This is a genomic window from Leptolyngbya sp. 'hensonii', assembly GCF_001939115.1.
Taxonomy (GTDB): Bacteria; Cyanobacteriota; Cyanobacteriia.
In genome coordinates, this window is the sequence record NZ_MQTZ01000002.1 from 12,885 (window position 1) to 27,964 (window position 15,080).

The 15,080-nt window shown below is 51.0% G+C and carries 14 protein-coding genes; 6 read left to right on the plus strand and 8 right to left on the minus strand.

Annotated elements, in window-relative coordinates; genetic code table 11:
* The first annotated feature begins 5 nt into the window (after nt 1-5).
* On the plus strand, nt 6-1,316 hold the full coding sequence (locus BST81_RS00380) for a D-alanyl-D-alanine carboxypeptidase (RefSeq protein WP_216351162.1): 1,311 nt from the start codon (nt 6-8) through the stop codon (nt 1,314-1,316).
* On the opposite strand, the gene lptC is transcribed toward BST81_RS00380, so the two are convergent.
* The 3 genes from lptC to metG form a co-directional block, all read right to left on the minus strand.
* Entirely contained in the window at nt 1,297-2,403 is a 1,107-nt protein-coding gene (lptC, locus tag BST81_RS00385) for an LPS export ABC transporter periplasmic protein LptC (protein ID WP_083636523.1), read from the minus strand. The two genes, BST81_RS00380 and lptC, sit on opposite strands and share 20 nt — an antisense overlap.
* 8 nt (nt 2,404-2,411) lie before the next feature.
* Nucleotides 2,412-3,023: an NYN domain-containing protein gene (locus BST81_RS00390; RefSeq protein WP_075596563.1), complete on the minus strand. Its 612-nt coding sequence runs from the start codon at nt 3,021-3,023 to the stop codon at nt 2,412-2,414.
* A 71-nt stretch (nt 3,024-3,094) separates the two neighbouring features.
* Nucleotides 3,095-4,708 (minus strand): methionine--tRNA ligase, encoded by a 1,614-nt coding sequence (gene metG / locus BST81_RS00395; protein ID WP_075596564.1) that lies wholly within the window; start codon nt 4,706-4,708, stop codon nt 3,095-3,097.
* Nucleotides 4,709-5,790: 1,082 nt separating this feature from the next.
* On the opposite strand from metG, the gene BST81_RS00400 reads away from it, so the two are divergent.
* Nucleotides 5,791-6,498 carry a lysophospholipid acyltransferase family protein gene (locus BST81_RS00400; protein ID WP_253188036.1) on the plus strand — a complete coding sequence of 236 codons (708 nt, stop codon included), beginning with the start codon at nt 5,791-5,793 and terminating at the stop codon, nt 6,496-6,498.
* A gap of 6 nt (nt 6,499-6,504) precedes the next feature.
* Complete coding sequence (locus BST81_RS00405; protein WP_075596566.1) at nt 6,505-7,305, plus strand: alpha/beta hydrolase; 801 nt, start codon at nt 6,505-6,507, stop codon at nt 7,303-7,305.
* 133 nt (nt 7,306-7,438) lie between these two features.
* On the opposite strand, the gene BST81_RS00410 is transcribed toward BST81_RS00405, so the two are convergent.
* Nucleotides 7,439-7,912: a phycobilisome protein gene (locus BST81_RS00410; protein ID WP_075596567.1), complete on the minus strand. Its 474-nt coding sequence runs from the start codon at nt 7,910-7,912 to the stop codon at nt 7,439-7,441.
* A gap of 224 nt (nt 7,913-8,136) precedes the next feature.
* Here BST81_RS00410 and BST81_RS00415 point away from each other — a divergent pair, with 224 nt between their 5' ends.
* Nucleotides 8,137-8,370 carry a hypothetical protein gene (locus BST81_RS00415; protein ID WP_075596568.1) on the plus strand — a complete coding sequence of 78 codons (234 nt, stop codon included), beginning with the start codon at nt 8,137-8,139 and terminating at the stop codon, nt 8,368-8,370.
* Between the two features lie 402 nt (nt 8,371-8,772).
* Here BST81_RS00415 and BST81_RS00420 read toward each other — a convergent pair whose 3' ends face one another.
* The 3 genes from BST81_RS00420 to BST81_RS00430 all read right to left on the minus strand — a co-directional run bounded on the left by BST81_RS00420 (nt 8,773) and on the right by BST81_RS00430 (nt 10,749).
* Nucleotides 8,773-9,360 (minus strand): hypothetical protein, encoded by a 588-nt coding sequence (locus BST81_RS00420; protein WP_143780159.1) that lies wholly within the window; start codon nt 9,358-9,360, stop codon nt 8,773-8,775.
* The gene (locus BST81_RS00425) at nt 9,357-10,004 is read right to left on the minus strand and encodes a ParA family protein (RefSeq protein WP_075596570.1); all 648 of its coding nucleotides are present in this window, start codon (nt 10,002-10,004) and stop codon (nt 9,357-9,359) included. Before BST81_RS00425 ends, BST81_RS00420 begins: the two co-directional genes overlap by 4 nt.
* Nucleotides 10,005-10,104: 100 nt before the next feature.
* Nucleotides 10,105-10,749, minus strand: coding sequence for a DUF1361 domain-containing protein (locus BST81_RS00430; RefSeq protein WP_075596571.1), 645 nt, complete (start codon nt 10,747-10,749; stop codon nt 10,105-10,107).
* Between the two features lie 185 nt (nt 10,750-10,934).
* On the opposite strand from BST81_RS00430, the gene BST81_RS00435 reads away from it, so the two are divergent.
* The gene (locus BST81_RS00435) at nt 10,935-12,590 is read left to right on the plus strand and encodes a M48 family metallopeptidase (protein ID WP_075596572.1); all 1,656 of its coding nucleotides are present in this window, start codon (nt 10,935-10,937) and stop codon (nt 12,588-12,590) included.
* 186 nt (nt 12,591-12,776) lie between these two features.
* Nucleotides 12,777-13,889, plus strand: a complete 1,113-nt coding sequence (locus BST81_RS00440; protein WP_075596573.1) for an SH3 domain-containing protein — start codon at nt 12,777-12,779, stop codon at nt 13,887-13,889.
* A gap of 47 nt (nt 13,890-13,936) precedes the next feature.
* On the opposite strand, the gene BST81_RS00445 is transcribed toward BST81_RS00440, so the two are convergent.
* A complete protein-coding gene (locus BST81_RS00445) occupies nt 13,937-14,983 on the minus strand; it encodes a hypothetical protein (protein ID WP_075596574.1) in 1,047 nt (348 codons plus the stop codon).
* Nucleotides 14,984-15,080 lie beyond the last annotated feature (97 nt).

Below are 15,080 nucleotides of genomic sequence, written 5' to 3' on the forward strand. Positions count from 1 at the left end.
GATTAATGGCTTTGTGGTTAAGTGTTGCAGGGGGTTCGGATTCCATCAGTCAGGATGACCTGGCTGCATCGTGGAATACTCCGACTGTGCTTCTATCCGGTACGCCGGATCTGGCGGCGCAGGCACTGGTGAATCAATATCTGGCTGGTTTGGGCACCAGGGGGCTTCCAGCCTCTGATCAGGGGTTGTGGATTCAGTCGCAAGCAGGTCTATTAGCGGCGCACCAGGGCAGCACCCCCCTTTCGGCAGCCTCCCTCACGAAAGTAGCGACGACTCTAGTCGCTTTGCACACTTGGGGCACGGAATACCAGTTTGAAACTCGGGTCAGTGGGACAGGGCCGATCGAGAATGGGGTGTTGCAAGGGGATCTGGTCATTGAAGGGAGTGGGGATCCGTTTTTTGTCTGGGAGGAGGCCATCGCTCTGGGAAACGCCCTCCAGCAACTGGGGATCAGACAAGTCACGGGCAACCTGGTCGTGATTGGCAATTTCTCCATGAACTATGAAACCAGTCCCCTCAAATCAGGGCAGTTGTTAAAACAGGCGATTAATTCCGGGCTCTGGCCCGGCGAGGCAGCAACTCAATATCAGGGGTTACCTCCAGGCACACCCAAACCAGGACTCGTGGTGATAGGGGCCGTCAAACTCGCAAAAGTTCCTCTGCCAGAACAGTCTTTGCTGATTCGCCATCGATCGCTGCCCCTGATTCAGTTGTTGAAACTGATGAACACCTACAGTAACAATGCCATGGCCCAGTCTCTGGCAGAGTCTTTAGGTGGGGCCCAGGTGGTTGCGCGCAAGGCAGCCGTAATTGCAGGGTTTCCACCCCGGGAAATCAGTCTGATTAATGGGTCGGGATTGGGGCCGGAAAACCGTATTTCTCCTCGGGCTGTCTGTGCAATGCTGGTGACGCTCGATCAGATCTTGCGTCCGTCTCTACCCATTACCAAGCAACCGACCTATACGATCGCAGATATCTTTCCAGTCATGGGGCGGGAACAGGGAACCCTCATAGACCGCAACATCCCGAGGGCTGCTGTCGTCAAGACTGGAACCTTGTGGAATGTCAGTGCTTTGGCAGGGGTTCTATCGACACAGACCTATGGCCCCATCTGGTTTGTCGTGATTAATGGTGGGGACAATGTGGAAGGCTTCCGCAAACAGCAGGATGGGTTGCTGCAAAGTTTACTCCAGCAATGGGGTATGACAGAGCAAATACCGGTGGGGATCACGCCTCAGAACAGTGCGCATCAGGATCGATATCGTCTGGGTTCTCAGACTCGAAATGAACGGGTCTCTAAGGAACAATCTCCGTAACGACGTTACCACCACTGATGACGATCGTCTGTTCCTGCAGCCGACCCAGGGCTCTGGGGCCAATGAGGCTGAAAGGGGGGCTAACCTGACGATAAGAAACATTTCCCTCGGCCAGAAGTTCTTGAGTCGGGATCGCCCAGGTTAAGGTGTCAGCCTCTAACTGGCTCTGGTTGACACCGATGACCCGAACTCCACCAACCAGGTAGAACACCTGTGGTTTCAGGTCAAACTGCCCCTGACTGGCGGTCAAGGTAACCTGCTGTTCCCGATGGACAATCTTGAGTGGTTTTTCTGAGATCACGGTCTGACGGCCCAGATTCCAGGTCAGCACTGCCCCATTCACTGTGACTGGGGGATCAACCAGAGTGAGTTGAACCTCCTGACTGACCGTTGCTGTTTTGGCTTTCAGATCCACAACAGCCTTTTTTCCCGTAATCCGATCTGTGGGAACCTGTTTCACCAAGCGATCAATCTGAATGGGTTGATCCGTGGTTACCAACTGCTTGGGTAATTGCCACACCAACTTCTCAGCTTGTAATCGTAGAGTCGGTTCTTTCACCACTGCAATCACATTGCCCACCAGTTCCAGACGACGCGATCGGCTGTAAGCCCTTGCTTCTTTAGCAGAAGCCTGCACCTGAGGATGGTTTCCCTTCAGATCCCGGCGCACGATTAACAAATCCTGCTTGGGTATCCATTCCAGTTCCTGACCCTTTAGGGTCGCCCCATCCTGGACCATGGTGGCCGTAATTTCCTCTTTTAAGAAGATCTTCTGCCCATCCTGTTGGACCTCTCCCTGTTTTGCTTTAATGCGGAAGACCAATTTCCCATCTTGAAAGAGTTCCCCTGAAGGATCCTGAATCTTGGCAATTTTCTTGTCGTTACTGTATCGGGCTTGTTTGGCCTTCACCCGCCAGAGAAGCCGACCCTGCTCATCAAACTGTTGCAGGGTTACATCTTTGAACGTCAATCGACTATCCCTGATCAAAGTGCCGGTGTCTTCATCAACCGATTTTTTATCGGTCAAATTGCCACAACCACTGACGATCAGACTCAGGATCAAATATAGGGGCAGGAAACGCGCCACAACCAGACCTATCTCTGATCCTCGTCTTCAACCACCCCGATCCCCGATAGGGGCCGATAGGTGTAGTTTTGACGAGGTGTTTTCTGAATGTCTTCTTTAATGCTGTCCAGGTCGATATAGCGATCGGATACGTTAATTAAGCTATCACTGGTCATGGAACGCAGGCTGACTACCTCAACCCGCACCCCCCGATAGCTGACCGCATCCACAGCATAGGCTAGATCCCCGTCTCCGCTCACCAGAACTGCCGTGTCGTAGGAGCCAACCAGAGCCATCATGTCCACGGCAATTTCCACATCCAGGTTGGCTTTCTTGGAACCATCCGGAAGTTGGACCAGATCTTTTGAGATGACCCGGTAACCGTTGCGCCGCATCCACAGCAAAAATCCCTGCTGCTTCTCGTTGGTTCGATCCACGCCTGTGTAGAAGAAGGAGCGTAAAAGCCGGGAACCAGCGGTCAAACGACAGAGAAGCTTGGTGTAATCGATTTCGATCCCCAGTTGCAAGGCTGCATAAAACAGATTGGATCCATCAATGAAAATGGCTACCCGTCCACGATTCTCCAGAACTTGTTCCGGTGTGAATATAGGGGAACTAACCGGTTCAGAATTATTTAACATGATTATTATCCTCTCTTATTATCAAAAATCTGATGGGGGCTGAAGTTAGCAAGTACAGCATTTATCTTGAATTAATTTTCAACATTAGGCTCCTTCAGCTCTAGCTTCAGGAATACCGGCTGGGGATCACTCAACGCTTGCCCTGCGGGTAACATTCCCCAAGTGGAATGGTTCCTGAATAACGGTGGCAGTGTCTTATCTTCCAGATCGACAGCAAAGCCCAGTTGCCGGTAGATAGCATTGCTGGTAGTTGGAATAATCGGTGAGAGGAAATAAGCGGCCAATCGGACTGCCTCTAAGACAGAATACAATACCCACTCACCTACCGCTTGCTGTCCTTGCTTGAGCAGAGTCCAGGGAGCCTGTTCATCCACAAATTTGTTGCCCGTTTTAACCAGTCCCAAAACCTCTTCACAAACTTGATGGAAGGCCAAAACATTATAAGCCCGAATAATTCGATCCCCGAGACCTAGCCCGATCTGTTTCAATGGATTATCGATGCTGATATCCAGTTCCACAAAGGCGGGAACCTGGCCATTGCAGTACTTATGGGCCAGTTTTAGAATTCGGTTTAAGAGATTACCCAGATCGTTAGCCAGATCGGCATTCACAATATTGACAAAGCGGATGGCGCTGAAATCTCCATCCCGGCCAAACTCAATTTCTTTCAGCAAATAGTACCGAATAGCGTCAGAACCATAGTGCTCAATCAGTTCAAATGGGTCGATCGTATTGCCCAGACTCTTCCCCATTTTTTGACCATCTTTGGTTAAGAATCCATGACCAAACACCTGTTGCGGCAGCGGCAAGTCAGCAGACATTAACATAGCAGGCCAATATACCGCATGGAAGCGCAGAATGTCCTTGCCAATCAGGTGCAGGTTAATCGGCCACCAGCGAGCCAGTGCTTGATCCAATCGGGGATCACTCTCCTCATCCAGGAGGGCTGTGACATAACCCAGCAACGCATCAAACCAGACATACAGGGTATGCCCGGGATCAACGGGCACTGGAAACCCCCAATCCAGATTGACTCGGGAAATTGAAAAATCCTTTAATCCCTGACTAACAAAGCTGAGCACCTCATTCCGGCGGATCTCAGGTTGAATGAAGTCCGGTTGATCCTGATACAGGGCCTCCAGTTGATCCTGATATTTGGAAAGCCGGAAGAAGTAGTTTTGCTCATCGCGCCATTCTGCCTCCCGATTCGTGTGAATCGCACAGCGGTGGCCCGCCAGAAGTTCTCGTTCCTCTTTAAACTCCTCGCAGGAGACACAGTACCAGCCCTGTTGTTGACTGAGGTAAATATCTCCCTGTTCCCAAACCCGGGTAAAAAATTCTTTAACAATGGCTTCGTGCCGAGGAGTGGAGGTGCGACTGAAGCGATCGTACTGAATATTCAATTTCTGCCAGAGCGCCTTGAACCCGGCTGCCACCTCATCACAGTGTGCCTGGGGAGATAGCCCTCGACTTTCAGCCGTTCGCTGAATCTTTTGACCATGTTCATCGGTGCCCGTGATTAACAACACAGACTTACCCTGAAGTCGGTAGAAACGGGTAATTGCATCGGCAGCGATCGTCGTGTAGGCGCTCCCAATGTGGGGTAAATCATTGACGTAGTAAAGAGGGGTTGTAACAGCAAACCTGTCTTTGTTTGCGTTTTCACAATTTTCTGATGAGTTCATTAAAACGACAGCGCTCTCATACGTGCTCAGGATGCTTTCAAATAATGCTCGAAGCTTAAAAAGTTATAGACAATTTAACAATCACCAAATCACCATTAGGATGGCAGGGAAGGAGGGCCTTGATCTATACAAGAAATGGCACAATCGACAAACTATAGCTCTGTTTCAAGCAGCAAGTAACTGAATTCAAAGCGATTGACCTGCATTAGCGGTCTGTCGCTGTTAGGTTTCTGTTACTAATTTTACAGTTAAGATTCATAGCTAGTATTCACAGCAATTTCTTAAAACTAACACTAACATCTAGCTCTCACCGCCAATTCGTTAACAGCTCTTGCTTTGAGCTGGAATTGCCCCAATCATCTTTTGTTCTTATCTCAACTTTTGTATTCACTCATTAAATTGCTTTAACTTATTCACACGATTAACTCAGCTTATTTACACTTCAAAGTGCCCGATCTTAATCTCAGTCTATGACCTTAACCCTATAGCCTGAATAGATCAGGGGGGTAGTGTTTGTATCTTAATTCTTAAGTCGATCGTGTAAACAGGCTATTCAACAACAGTCTAACGAAGGGATGTGATAATTGCTACCTTTGGGAAAGAGAGGCCTTTCCGCCAAAGCACGATTGAAATTCCGGAATTGGGGATGTCAAATTTGCTCTCTGACTCTGTAAACCTCCTATCTAATACGGCTGATGGGAGCAAAAGTGATACATCAGTAATCTTGATTGCACTCCACATCGTAACGGTTCTCTCAAGGGTAAAAGTTTAGAAATTTCTTAAGCTCCAGAAGGTTCAAGAAGGGCTGAACGCCATGAAAATCTGCCACCAAAACTACCTATTCATCCGGATCGGGCCTTGATCCAACGGACATTAGAAACCGCGCAAATGAGGGCACATCCTTCCATAAAAAGGAGCATAAAAATGACTCTGGGTGTGGAAGAATGCCCCCTTTCCTGAACCCTCTTCCTGGCCCAGCCTGCGTTGCGCTATCCACCCAACTCAGATTTTAGGTTGAAAAGGTTAAGCAATGTTAAGGTATCAGAAGACCTCTTTTCTGATTCATGCCCTCGGACACCTCTTTGCAACTTTCTCACTGGCTCCTTGCCGCCACCGGAACACGCCTGTTTCTCTGTCATGAGAATCGCATTCCTGCGGCAGGGCCTCTACTGGTGATCAGCAATCATCGAAGTTTTATGGATGCCCCCTTGTTAATGACTGCGATTGGGCGTCCGATTCGATTTGCTTGCCATCACTACATGGGGCAGGTACCGATCTTGAAAGAGATTGTCGTGGAGAAGTTGGGCTGCTTTCCCCTGGCTTCTCTGGAAAATCGGCAGCGCAACTTTTTCCAGCAAGCCGCTCAACTCCTGCAAGCACAGCAGGCAGTTGGGGTGTTTCCGGAGGGGGCAGAGCCCATGCTCCATTTGACCAGGCCAAATCAGGTAGGAGACTTCCAGCGGGGATTTGCCCATCTGGCTTTACGGGCTGCTGTTCAAGATTTGGCCATTTTGCCGATCGCTATTGCTGTGACAGAAGAAGAGCTTCTGTCCTCCTTTCCCGTCCGCTGGCTGAGCTTATTCGATCCTTCAGAACCCCTGTTTATTCAGGATGGCTGGCATCCAATGGTGGTTTACAAACGAGTTCAGGTCCTGATTGGGAAACCTTTCTGGATCAAGTCTTCTCTACAAAAGGACTATCAAGGAAAGGATGCCAGAACATTGGTCACCGATCTAACAGAATATTGTCGCTCGGAAGTTTGTAACTTGATTGCCCAAGGCTATTACTAACGGAACATGCTACCGCTGAAGAATGAAGTTTGTTTCCTGGCCCCTGAGACCCTGAGACCTGACTATCCCCTGTTTGTGTTTCTACCGGGAATGGATGGCACAGGGCAATTATTAAGACCCCAAACGATTGGGTTAGAAGCTGCTTTCGATGTTCGTTGTTTATCCATTCCAGCCGATGATGTGATGAGCTGGGATGGGTTGACAGAAAGTGTCCTTCGTTTAGTGAAGGTGGAACTGAGCCAGAAGCCTGCCGGATTACCGGTTTACCTGAGCGGGGAGTCCTTTGGAGGATGTCTGGCTCTGAAATTGATCTTGAAGGCTCCAGAATTATTTGATCGTCTGATCTTGATTAATCCCGCTTCTTCTTTCAGTCGCAGATTTTTGACCCACTGGGGATCACAAATCGTGCCGCTGTTCCCAGAACCTTTCTTCAAAATGGCCTCGATCGGCTTCCTGACCCTTCTGGCTTCCCTGGAGCGGATGAAGGCAGACGATCGGGAAGAGTTGATCAAAATCACCCAACTTGTGCCTCAAAAAACATCGGTCTGGCGTATGGCGCTCCTGCGGGAGTTTTATATCAATCCAGAGCGCTTGCGCCATATCTGCCAACCGACCCTGATTATTGCCAGTCTCCACGATCGTCTTCTCCCATCTCTGGAAGAGGCCCGATATCTGGTTGGTAACCTGCCCACGGCCCAGGTTGCTGTCTTGCCAGACAGCGGCCACGCCTGTCTTTTGGAAGCAGACGTTAACCTTTACGAGATCCTGAAAGCCCAGGACTTCCTCCATCAGGCTGTTTCAGTTTAGATCTATCTGGACATTGCAGGGGTTCGGCTGGGCTTCCCTCACGGGCTGGGTAGGGTAGGGACTTGACGAGGTTCCCCGCCACAGTAACAGTTACCCTGACAAAAAACAGGGGTATCAGACGGTTATCAGCCTATTAGGCGTGAGATTCAAGGGTTGTAATGATCATTTCCAGGTAGGAGCGGGTAAGACCACTGCTAATCGCAGGGAGCGCACTGTTGATGGCATCTTGTAAATAGCGATAGGCTGCCGTGCAGTGAGTCGTTTTTTTGTGCGCCATCAGAATGGTGTCTAACCAGGACATCATCTGCTCTTTGAAGAAAACCTCATCATCCCGCAAGATTGACAGGGCAACGTAGCGCAGAACCTCAGTCATGTCATACTTACACCGCTGACCATGGCTCTGGATTAACTCCGGATAGGTCTGGGCCAGATGCCGCAGCGCCTGTAAAACCAATTTGTCACTGAGGTCTCGTAATTGTTGATATGTTGCCAGACGAGTGGAATAGGTTTGAAGGTATCGCTCCAGGGGTTCGAGACCCCTCGCATCCAGATACTGACCGTCTGCCTCCAGGATTTTCTTTTCCAACTGCTGGTTAAATGTATGCATAAATTTGCACGATGGATAACTTGGGTGACTGTTGTCAGCTTGCCCGGACAAAAAAAATTGCTCAACAAGCTGATGCATTTCTTAACGCGAAACCCGCACATAACTTAATGATCCCCGGATTTGGCCCTCCATCAGCCCAAGACTCCAATCAAAAAACTGACACATGGGACACATTTTATGAAGTAATTCAATGTAGGATGAAGAAGTGTTAGGAGTGAGTAAAAATGACTAGTAAATTGTTGGCCCCTGAACGTCCAGTTAGCACTGTCGGTGTTAGCGTGAACAATGGCTCCCATCGTAGCGATCGGCTGGTTGAGTTAACCAAATCTCTCTACAAAACAGATCACCAGCTTGAGTTCATGCATCTCAGAGCTGAAGCTGAAGCCCTCCTCCAGGAAGTTCAGGTGATGAAGCAGCAGCGCCTCTCTCTGACTATCTCTTTATCCGATCAAAACTAGAGATAACGTCTGTCTTTTATCAGCTTGGCTTTCGATGGTGATGCTGTAGAGCCGATTGGGACAGCCCTCTAGCGGTTCGAGTTAAGCTTACGATGAAGTCAAAAATTCAACCGGCATCTCAAAAAGTTCTACAAGTTGCAAAACGCACCAAGCTGTTATCAGATCACTCCTCCAATGCGTCGGTTGATTTGTTTGATGCGTTGTTTTACCTGGCAGGTTAACGGCGATCTAGCCTGTGCAAATCTCTTGGGATCGAGCAAAACCAAAATTTCCTGGGGGTGAGATGAACCAGATTCAATCTCATCCCCTTTTGTTGTCAAGCTATTGTTCGCAACAATAGCTTTTGCAGGGGGTAGTGGACTGTTGCTCCAAATCCCTAAGGTCGAGCTTAAACCTCAGGTATTAGTCTGCCCAGCCTACATCCAACTTTGAGTTACTTGATCGAGCTGGCCCGATCGGACGAGAAAAGGCATGGGGCATGGGCGATCTGACTGGAGGAGCCAGCGCAACTGACATGGACTTGGCTTGACTTTGTTCGGCTGACCTGGCCTTACTTTGCTCGGTCAGGCTCAAAATAGCCTGTCCAGCCTTATCCAGATCAGCCTGTAATTTCTGAGTCAGGGCCGTTTGAGCCTGTAGTTGCGATCGGGCTGCCGTCAACTCCTGCTGCAATGATTCCTCCCTCTTCTGAGCTTGCTGTACCGCAGCTTGCAGATCGGCAAGCTGGGTTTCCAGCATAGACTGAGCCTTGAGCTGAGATCGAACGGCGGCGACCTCCTGTTGCAAGGTTGCCTCCCGTTCCTGAAGCTGAAGCAACGTTGCTTGCAGCGCTGCGAGTTTGACCCCTTCATCAGGAGGTGCAGGACTCTGCTCGGCTTCTGCTCCCTCCGGAATTGCCGGACTAGCCTCAGGTAACTCAACCGGTTCCGCTTCCAGAGACTTTTGAGCCTCTTCCCGGAGCAGATCTCCCAGGCGTTTTCTAACCATCATGTCCTCCAATCTCGCTGAATTTCATCCACTACCCGACGGTAGTCTGCCTCTGCTTCGCGGGCATTTTTGCCGCGCCATCGAATGATGGGCTGGCCATCCAGAGCTGCTCGCTCATGGGCTTTATAAGCTCGCACAAACGCATTACAAGCTGGAATTCCCAACTCCATCAATGTATTTTGGGCCTCCAAAGCTTCCCCCAAACTGCGCGGATCAACCCGCGTCAGCAACACCCGGTGGGCAACCTTGGTTGGCATCACCGCCTGCTTGACTGTCTCAATTAAAACCGTCAGATCCATAGGAGCAGGCGGAGTGGGGAGGAGCAGATAATCTGCGACAGAGACAACGGTAGTCAATGTTTCAGAGCCCAGAGCTGGTGGCGTATCCACCACAATAAGCTCATATCCGGTCAACTGACGCAGATTACACAGCAATCGGGGTTCCGTTTCCTGGGTGAGTTCAAACCCCATACCCACGTCACTTCTGCCAACCCACCAACTGGCTGACCCCTGAGGATCCGCATCCACTAGCAACACCCGATGATCCTCAGCCAGAGTTGCTGCCAGATTAATGGCTGTTGTTGTCTTACCGACTCCTCCCTTGCCGTTCAGGACGACCAAAATTTTCGGTGCGGGAGATGATTTCACAAAAATTGCACCTTTTCAGCCCAATGGCTGATCAGTGTACCTGATCATCTGGCCATCCCACAGAAAAAACCGTTTTCCGTTGATACTTCTCAAACTTGGTTTACAGGGGGGATGGATGGGAGGTTTTATTCGCCTGAATACCATGCCAGTAGGCACCGATCGCCAGTGTCATTTGTTTCATGAGCCAGTACAGGGAGGTAATCACCACCAGCGTGATGAACATCACGAAGGCAGGGCGTTTGGCCACCAGATCATCTATCACTGTAGTAGCCAGGGTATCCAGGCGGGTCACAATATCCCAACTGTTGTAGCGCAGGAAACGGCCCAGGTAAATCCCGATCGCGCTCAGGATATGCAGAGCCAGTTCTGCCCAAATCACAAACTTTCCCCAGCCCTGCCGTTTCAGGTAGGAGCCCAGATTAATCAGGGACAAGACATAGGCCTCCATGCCAGCCATCATAAACAATAGATACTGAGGGATCAACAATAGGGTAATCGTCCAGACAGAGTAGCCTCGGCGGATATCGTTGATTAGATGAATAATATCGGTCAGCACATAGGGGGCATTGGGAAGAAATGCCACAAAGGTGATCAGCCCAATCCACCAGAGCAGGGAGCGCGATCGGCCTGGGCGAAACAACCAGAAACTGAGGCCCAGAGGCACAAAAGCCAGGAACAGGTTCCAGGTCATCCAGCGCACATTCCTGCTCACAACAAACAGACCAAATCTTAACCAGGACAGCATAGGGGCTCCTACACAGAAACTCAAAATCGAAGTAGTCACTACTTCACTATGGTAAAGAGACCTTCCGTCATCCGGAGTAAGCGGGATGGAACCCGAATTAGAGAAATGCAGTCTGCTCCCATAAGCGTTTTCACCTATTCAAAGACCACCAGATCATTCCCTGAGATTGGGAGACTTTGCCTGGTATGAGATTTGTCTGGCCCCCCTTACATTTTGCTTACCGCAGAATTTTGCCCATTGGACTGGCGGTATTAGCGTTGGTCTCGATCGTCCTGTTTCAGCCCCTTCAAACGATTGGGGCTTCGGCACCACCAAAGTTTGTCACAGAAATTCCGCTCCCACCCTTTGGGCCAGAAGCCCTGGAACAACGTCCGATACCTCAGGCCCAGGCTAGTTCTCCCAAGATGGAGTCAGGCCAGTCCCCTCCCCCCACCCCAAAACCGGACTCGGTCCCTCCGGCAGCAGAGGCTGCTACACCAGTTCCCGACCCCGAACAGGTGAAACGCTTCCAGACGATGTTACAGGCAGATCAGCTCTACCTGGGGGGACAGTATGATGCCGCTGCCACCCTCTATCGGGAGGTGAAAGCCCCGTTTAAGTCTGGGGAAACCATCAAACCCTATCCGCCTGCTTTCAATGATCCAGCCTTACTACCTCCGGCTGGCAAAGTTTACTGGCGAGAGGCCCAGGCTGGTCTGGAAAAAAATTTAGAAACCCGCATCCTGGTACCCCTGAAGTTACTGACGGAGCAATATCCCCAATTCATTCCGGGAGTGATTCTCTATACCCAACAGTTACAGACCCATGGCCAATCTCAGACCGCTCTGGATTTGCTAGAGCGGGTGGCCACCCTGTATCCAGAGCAGGCGGACCTGATTCGAGCCAGAGTCACGGCTCTGGGTGAGGCGGAGCAGTGGATGGAAGCCTCGATCGCAGCTCGCCAATTTGCCATCCTATATCCCCAGGACCCAGCCGCTCCAGAATTGGCTCGGTTGGCCGATCAATACCTAGAACAGTTTAAGGTCGCCACCAACGAAAAACTAACGGGCAATGTGATTGCGAATGTGCTGACGGGGGCTCTGGGCTATGCCCTGACGGGCAGCCTCTTTGGACCTTTCTCAGCCCTACAGACTACCATCCTGCTGTTACAGGGGGAATCCGAGGTGGGGCGTTCCGTATCCGAGGCGGCCAAACAACAACTGGATATGGTGACCGATCTGGAGGTTGTCGCCTATGTCCGGGAACTGGGGCAAAAATTGTCCACCTTGGCTGGCCGCAATGATTTTCAGTATGAGTTCAACGTCATTCTGGACAAGCGGTTGAATGCCTTTGCTTTACCAGGAGGAAAAATATTTATCAATGCCGGAGCCATCCAAGACACCGGGTCCGAAGCAGAGATCGCTGGCTTGTTGGCTCATGAAATTTCCCATGCCGTCCTCTCCCACGGGTTCCAACTGGTGGTGGAAGGAACCCTGTTCGAGAATGTAACCCAATTCATTCCCTTGGGCGGCATCGCAGCCCAGCTCTTTGTGTTGGACTACAGTCGTTCCATGGAACGGCAAGCCGATATTTTGGGAACCCGGATACTGACAGCAACCGGTTACGCCGCTGATGGCTTGCGTAATCTCATGGTGACCCTGAGCCGAAACGAGAAATCTTTCCCTTTCAGCTGGATCTCAACTCACCCAATTACCACAGAACGGGTTGCCTACCTAGAAGAGTTAATCCAGCGTAATGGCTACAATCGTTTCGCTTACGAGGGAGTTGCCCGACATGCCCAGATTAAGCAGAAGGTCACCGAACTCCTGGCTCAAAAACCCCAGGGAGAGGACAGATTTTAATGATTGAGAAACGAAAATTTAATAAATGATTGGTATTTGCCCTAGTCCCTGAATCGGAAACAAGGGGGATAATACTCAAGCAAGCGGGTGCAGTTGCATGATATTAAGTGCTGTCCTGCAAGTTGGTTGTGTTCCCCGGTTCGCGGTCTACCCACACACCTAAGTCAGCACACGGAAAGTCGGCACATGGAAAACCTGGCACTCATTTATACTTACTTGACTCACGAAAACTCAACATTAACCGATCGACTCATTCCTGTGCCTTACAGGCCAACGAGTTCAGTTCGGTTGGGACTGGTCGGCACTCTGGCCATTCTGCTCCTACTGGGTTCTGCTGCGGATGGCTTAGCTGCCATCAAGCGGGGAAACCGGGGAACCGCCGTGCGAGAGGTCCAAACTGCCCTCCGGATCTATGGTTACTCCGTACAGGTAGACGGCATCTTTGGCACCAGTACAGAGCTGGCCGTGAAGAAATTCCAGCAGTCCCGTCGTCTGACCGCCGATGGCATTGTGGGACCAGCAACCGCCAGCGCATTAGGGATCTCCAGTGGCGGCAGTGGCGGCGGTGCTACAACGAGCTATGTCAAAGTGGTAACGGAAGGGGGGCGGTTAAATGTTCGATCAGGCCCCGGTAGTCAATACCCCGTTAAAGAGCGTCTGCCGAATGGCGCTAGTGTTGGGGTTACAGGTCGCCGCAGCAACGGTTGGGTAGAACTGTCCCGGGGAGGTTGGGTAGCCGATCGCTACGTTGCTGGGGGAGAAGGTAGCGACTCAGAATTGATCCCTGTTAATCCCACACCATCAAGTCCGGGCACCGTGTCTCGCTATGTCAAAGTGGTCACCAATGGCGATGCGTTGATTGTTCGTGATGGTCCAGGAACCGTTTATAACAGGGTTGGCCAGCTCCCTAGCGGAACGGTGGTGGCCACAACCGGTGAATTGAATAATGGCTGGATCAGGTTGGCACAGGGGGGATGGATCGCTTCCACTTACACCACGCCTGATCTCGGTCCCTCACCCAGTCCTTCACCCAGCCCTTCACCCAGCCCTTCACCCAGCCCTTCTTCTCCTATTGTCAGTAGCCTACCAGCAGGGAGCCTGGTGCTGGTTTCCACCCCCGGTCATCCCTTAAACGTGCGATCGGGTCCCGGCATGGATTATCCGATCGTCAAAGTTCTAGTGAATGGCATGGTAGTTCAAACCAGTGGCAACTTCTCCAGGGATTGGCTGCAACTGGCCGATCGGGGCTGGGTCCAGACCAAATTTGTCCGTTTGGCTCAGTTTGATGCGTCTCGCTAAGAGGAGGCAAAACCCAAAATCCTTGGGCTGATGGCTTCCCAGGAAGCTTACTCCTGGGTATTCCAGTTCTCCAAATGGGTGAGCCAGAATTGTAAATCTGCGCCTTCAATCACGATGTCCCCGATCGCGGTACGGACGTACAGACGGCCCTGAGCAAATTTCAGAACTGAGCTGATGGCGGCAAATTCAGCCACGCCAACGGAACTAGTGGGTTCGCCAGGGCCAGCAGCAGCATCCGTTGCCGCTGGTACTCGCCCCAGTTCCACGGCCTTTGCTACCCCTACCGGGGGGCTGGCTGCAGGAGGGATCGGCTCTGTCGGGGGCAGTGAATGAAAGGGCTGCTCAGCAGGGGCCACAGGTCCAGAGGGTGGTCGGTAGGACGCCAGAGGAGTTTGAGGCTGCAGCTTACTAGCTATCACACGACCTGGTGCAGAGGGCCGGGCGATGCGGGAGGGTTCAGTGGCAGGTCTGCTGCTCAGATCGGTTTCGGGGAGCCGTTTTTCCGTCGTAGGGGAGTAGCCCTGGGGCTGAGGCTGTTGTGGTGCGAGATCTAGCCAGGCAATAAAATCACTCCCCTGGAGAATTGTTTCTCCCAGCAGGGTAGTCACAAAGATCACGCCCTCCGTAGAAACAATATCCCGAATCGGATACCACTTCTCCCGAGCCAGGACGAGCAATTCAACCTGAATACTTTGGGTGCTGTACTTCCGTCTGCGTACCCACCATTCTTTCCAGAGGATGCGGGCTTCGGCAAAACGAACCTGATAGCCTTCTGGAATCTCAGGCTTCTGATAGGTAATGAAGCTTTCTTTGCTATTAAAGTTAACGGGAACATACTGACCTTTTAGGAACGTTGCATGCAGCAGGTCAGTATAGCTAGATTGACGCCGCACGGTAGCCACCGGAATTTTCTCCGATCGCTTAATCGTGGCCACAATCCCCTCTTTTTTGGCAATTAACTGGACCGCGTCAAAATTGGCTTCCACACGCAAGCTCTGGTTAGATAGAAGGGTTGTTTCTCCTTCAACAAATTTTTTAATCAGAATAGCATCACCGGTCTTGCGGATTGGAAGACTGTCATCAAGTCCATTCATGGCAGAAAACCCTGGATTGCAGATATGTAAGCTGCAGGCTACCGTAAAAATACGAAATATTTATAGATATATAGAGTGTAGCGTTGCTCACATCCTG

Coding starts and splice junctions, on each gene's coding strand:
- BST81_RS00380 (WP_216351162.1), top strand. CDS start 6: ATGGCTTTGTGGTTAAGTGTTGCAGGGGGTTCGGATTCCATCAGTCAG.
- BST81_RS00390 (WP_075596563.1), bottom strand. CDS start 3,023: ATGTTAAATAATTCTGAACCGGTTAGTTCCCCTATATTCACACCGGAA.
- metG (WP_075596564.1), bottom strand. CDS start 4,708: ATGAACTCATCAGAAAATTGTGAAAACGCAAACAAAGACAGGTTTGCT.
- BST81_RS00405 (WP_075596566.1), top strand. CDS start 6,505: ATGCTACCGCTGAAGAATGAAGTTTGTTTCCTGGCCCCTGAGACCCTG.
- BST81_RS00410 (WP_075596567.1), bottom strand. CDS start 7,912: ATGCATACATTTAACCAGCAGTTGGAAAAGAAAATCCTGGAGGCAGAC.
- BST81_RS00415 (WP_075596568.1), top strand. CDS start 8,137: ATGACTAGTAAATTGTTGGCCCCTGAACGTCCAGTTAGCACTGTCGGT.
- BST81_RS00420 (WP_143780159.1), bottom strand. CDS start 9,360: ATGATGGTTAGAAAACGCCTGGGAGATCTGCTCCGGGAAGAGGCTCAA.
- BST81_RS00430 (WP_075596571.1), bottom strand. CDS start 10,749: ATGCTGTCCTGGTTAAGATTTGGTCTGTTTGTTGTGAGCAGGAATGTG.
- BST81_RS00435 (WP_075596572.1), top strand. CDS start 10,935: ATGAGATTTGTCTGGCCCCCCTTACATTTTGCTTACCGCAGAATTTTG.
- BST81_RS00440 (WP_075596573.1), top strand. CDS start 12,777: ATGGAAAACCTGGCACTCATTTATACTTACTTGACTCACGAAAACTCA.
- BST81_RS00445 (WP_075596574.1), bottom strand. CDS start 14,983: ATGAATGGACTTGATGACAGTCTTCCAATCCGCAAGACCGGTGATGCT.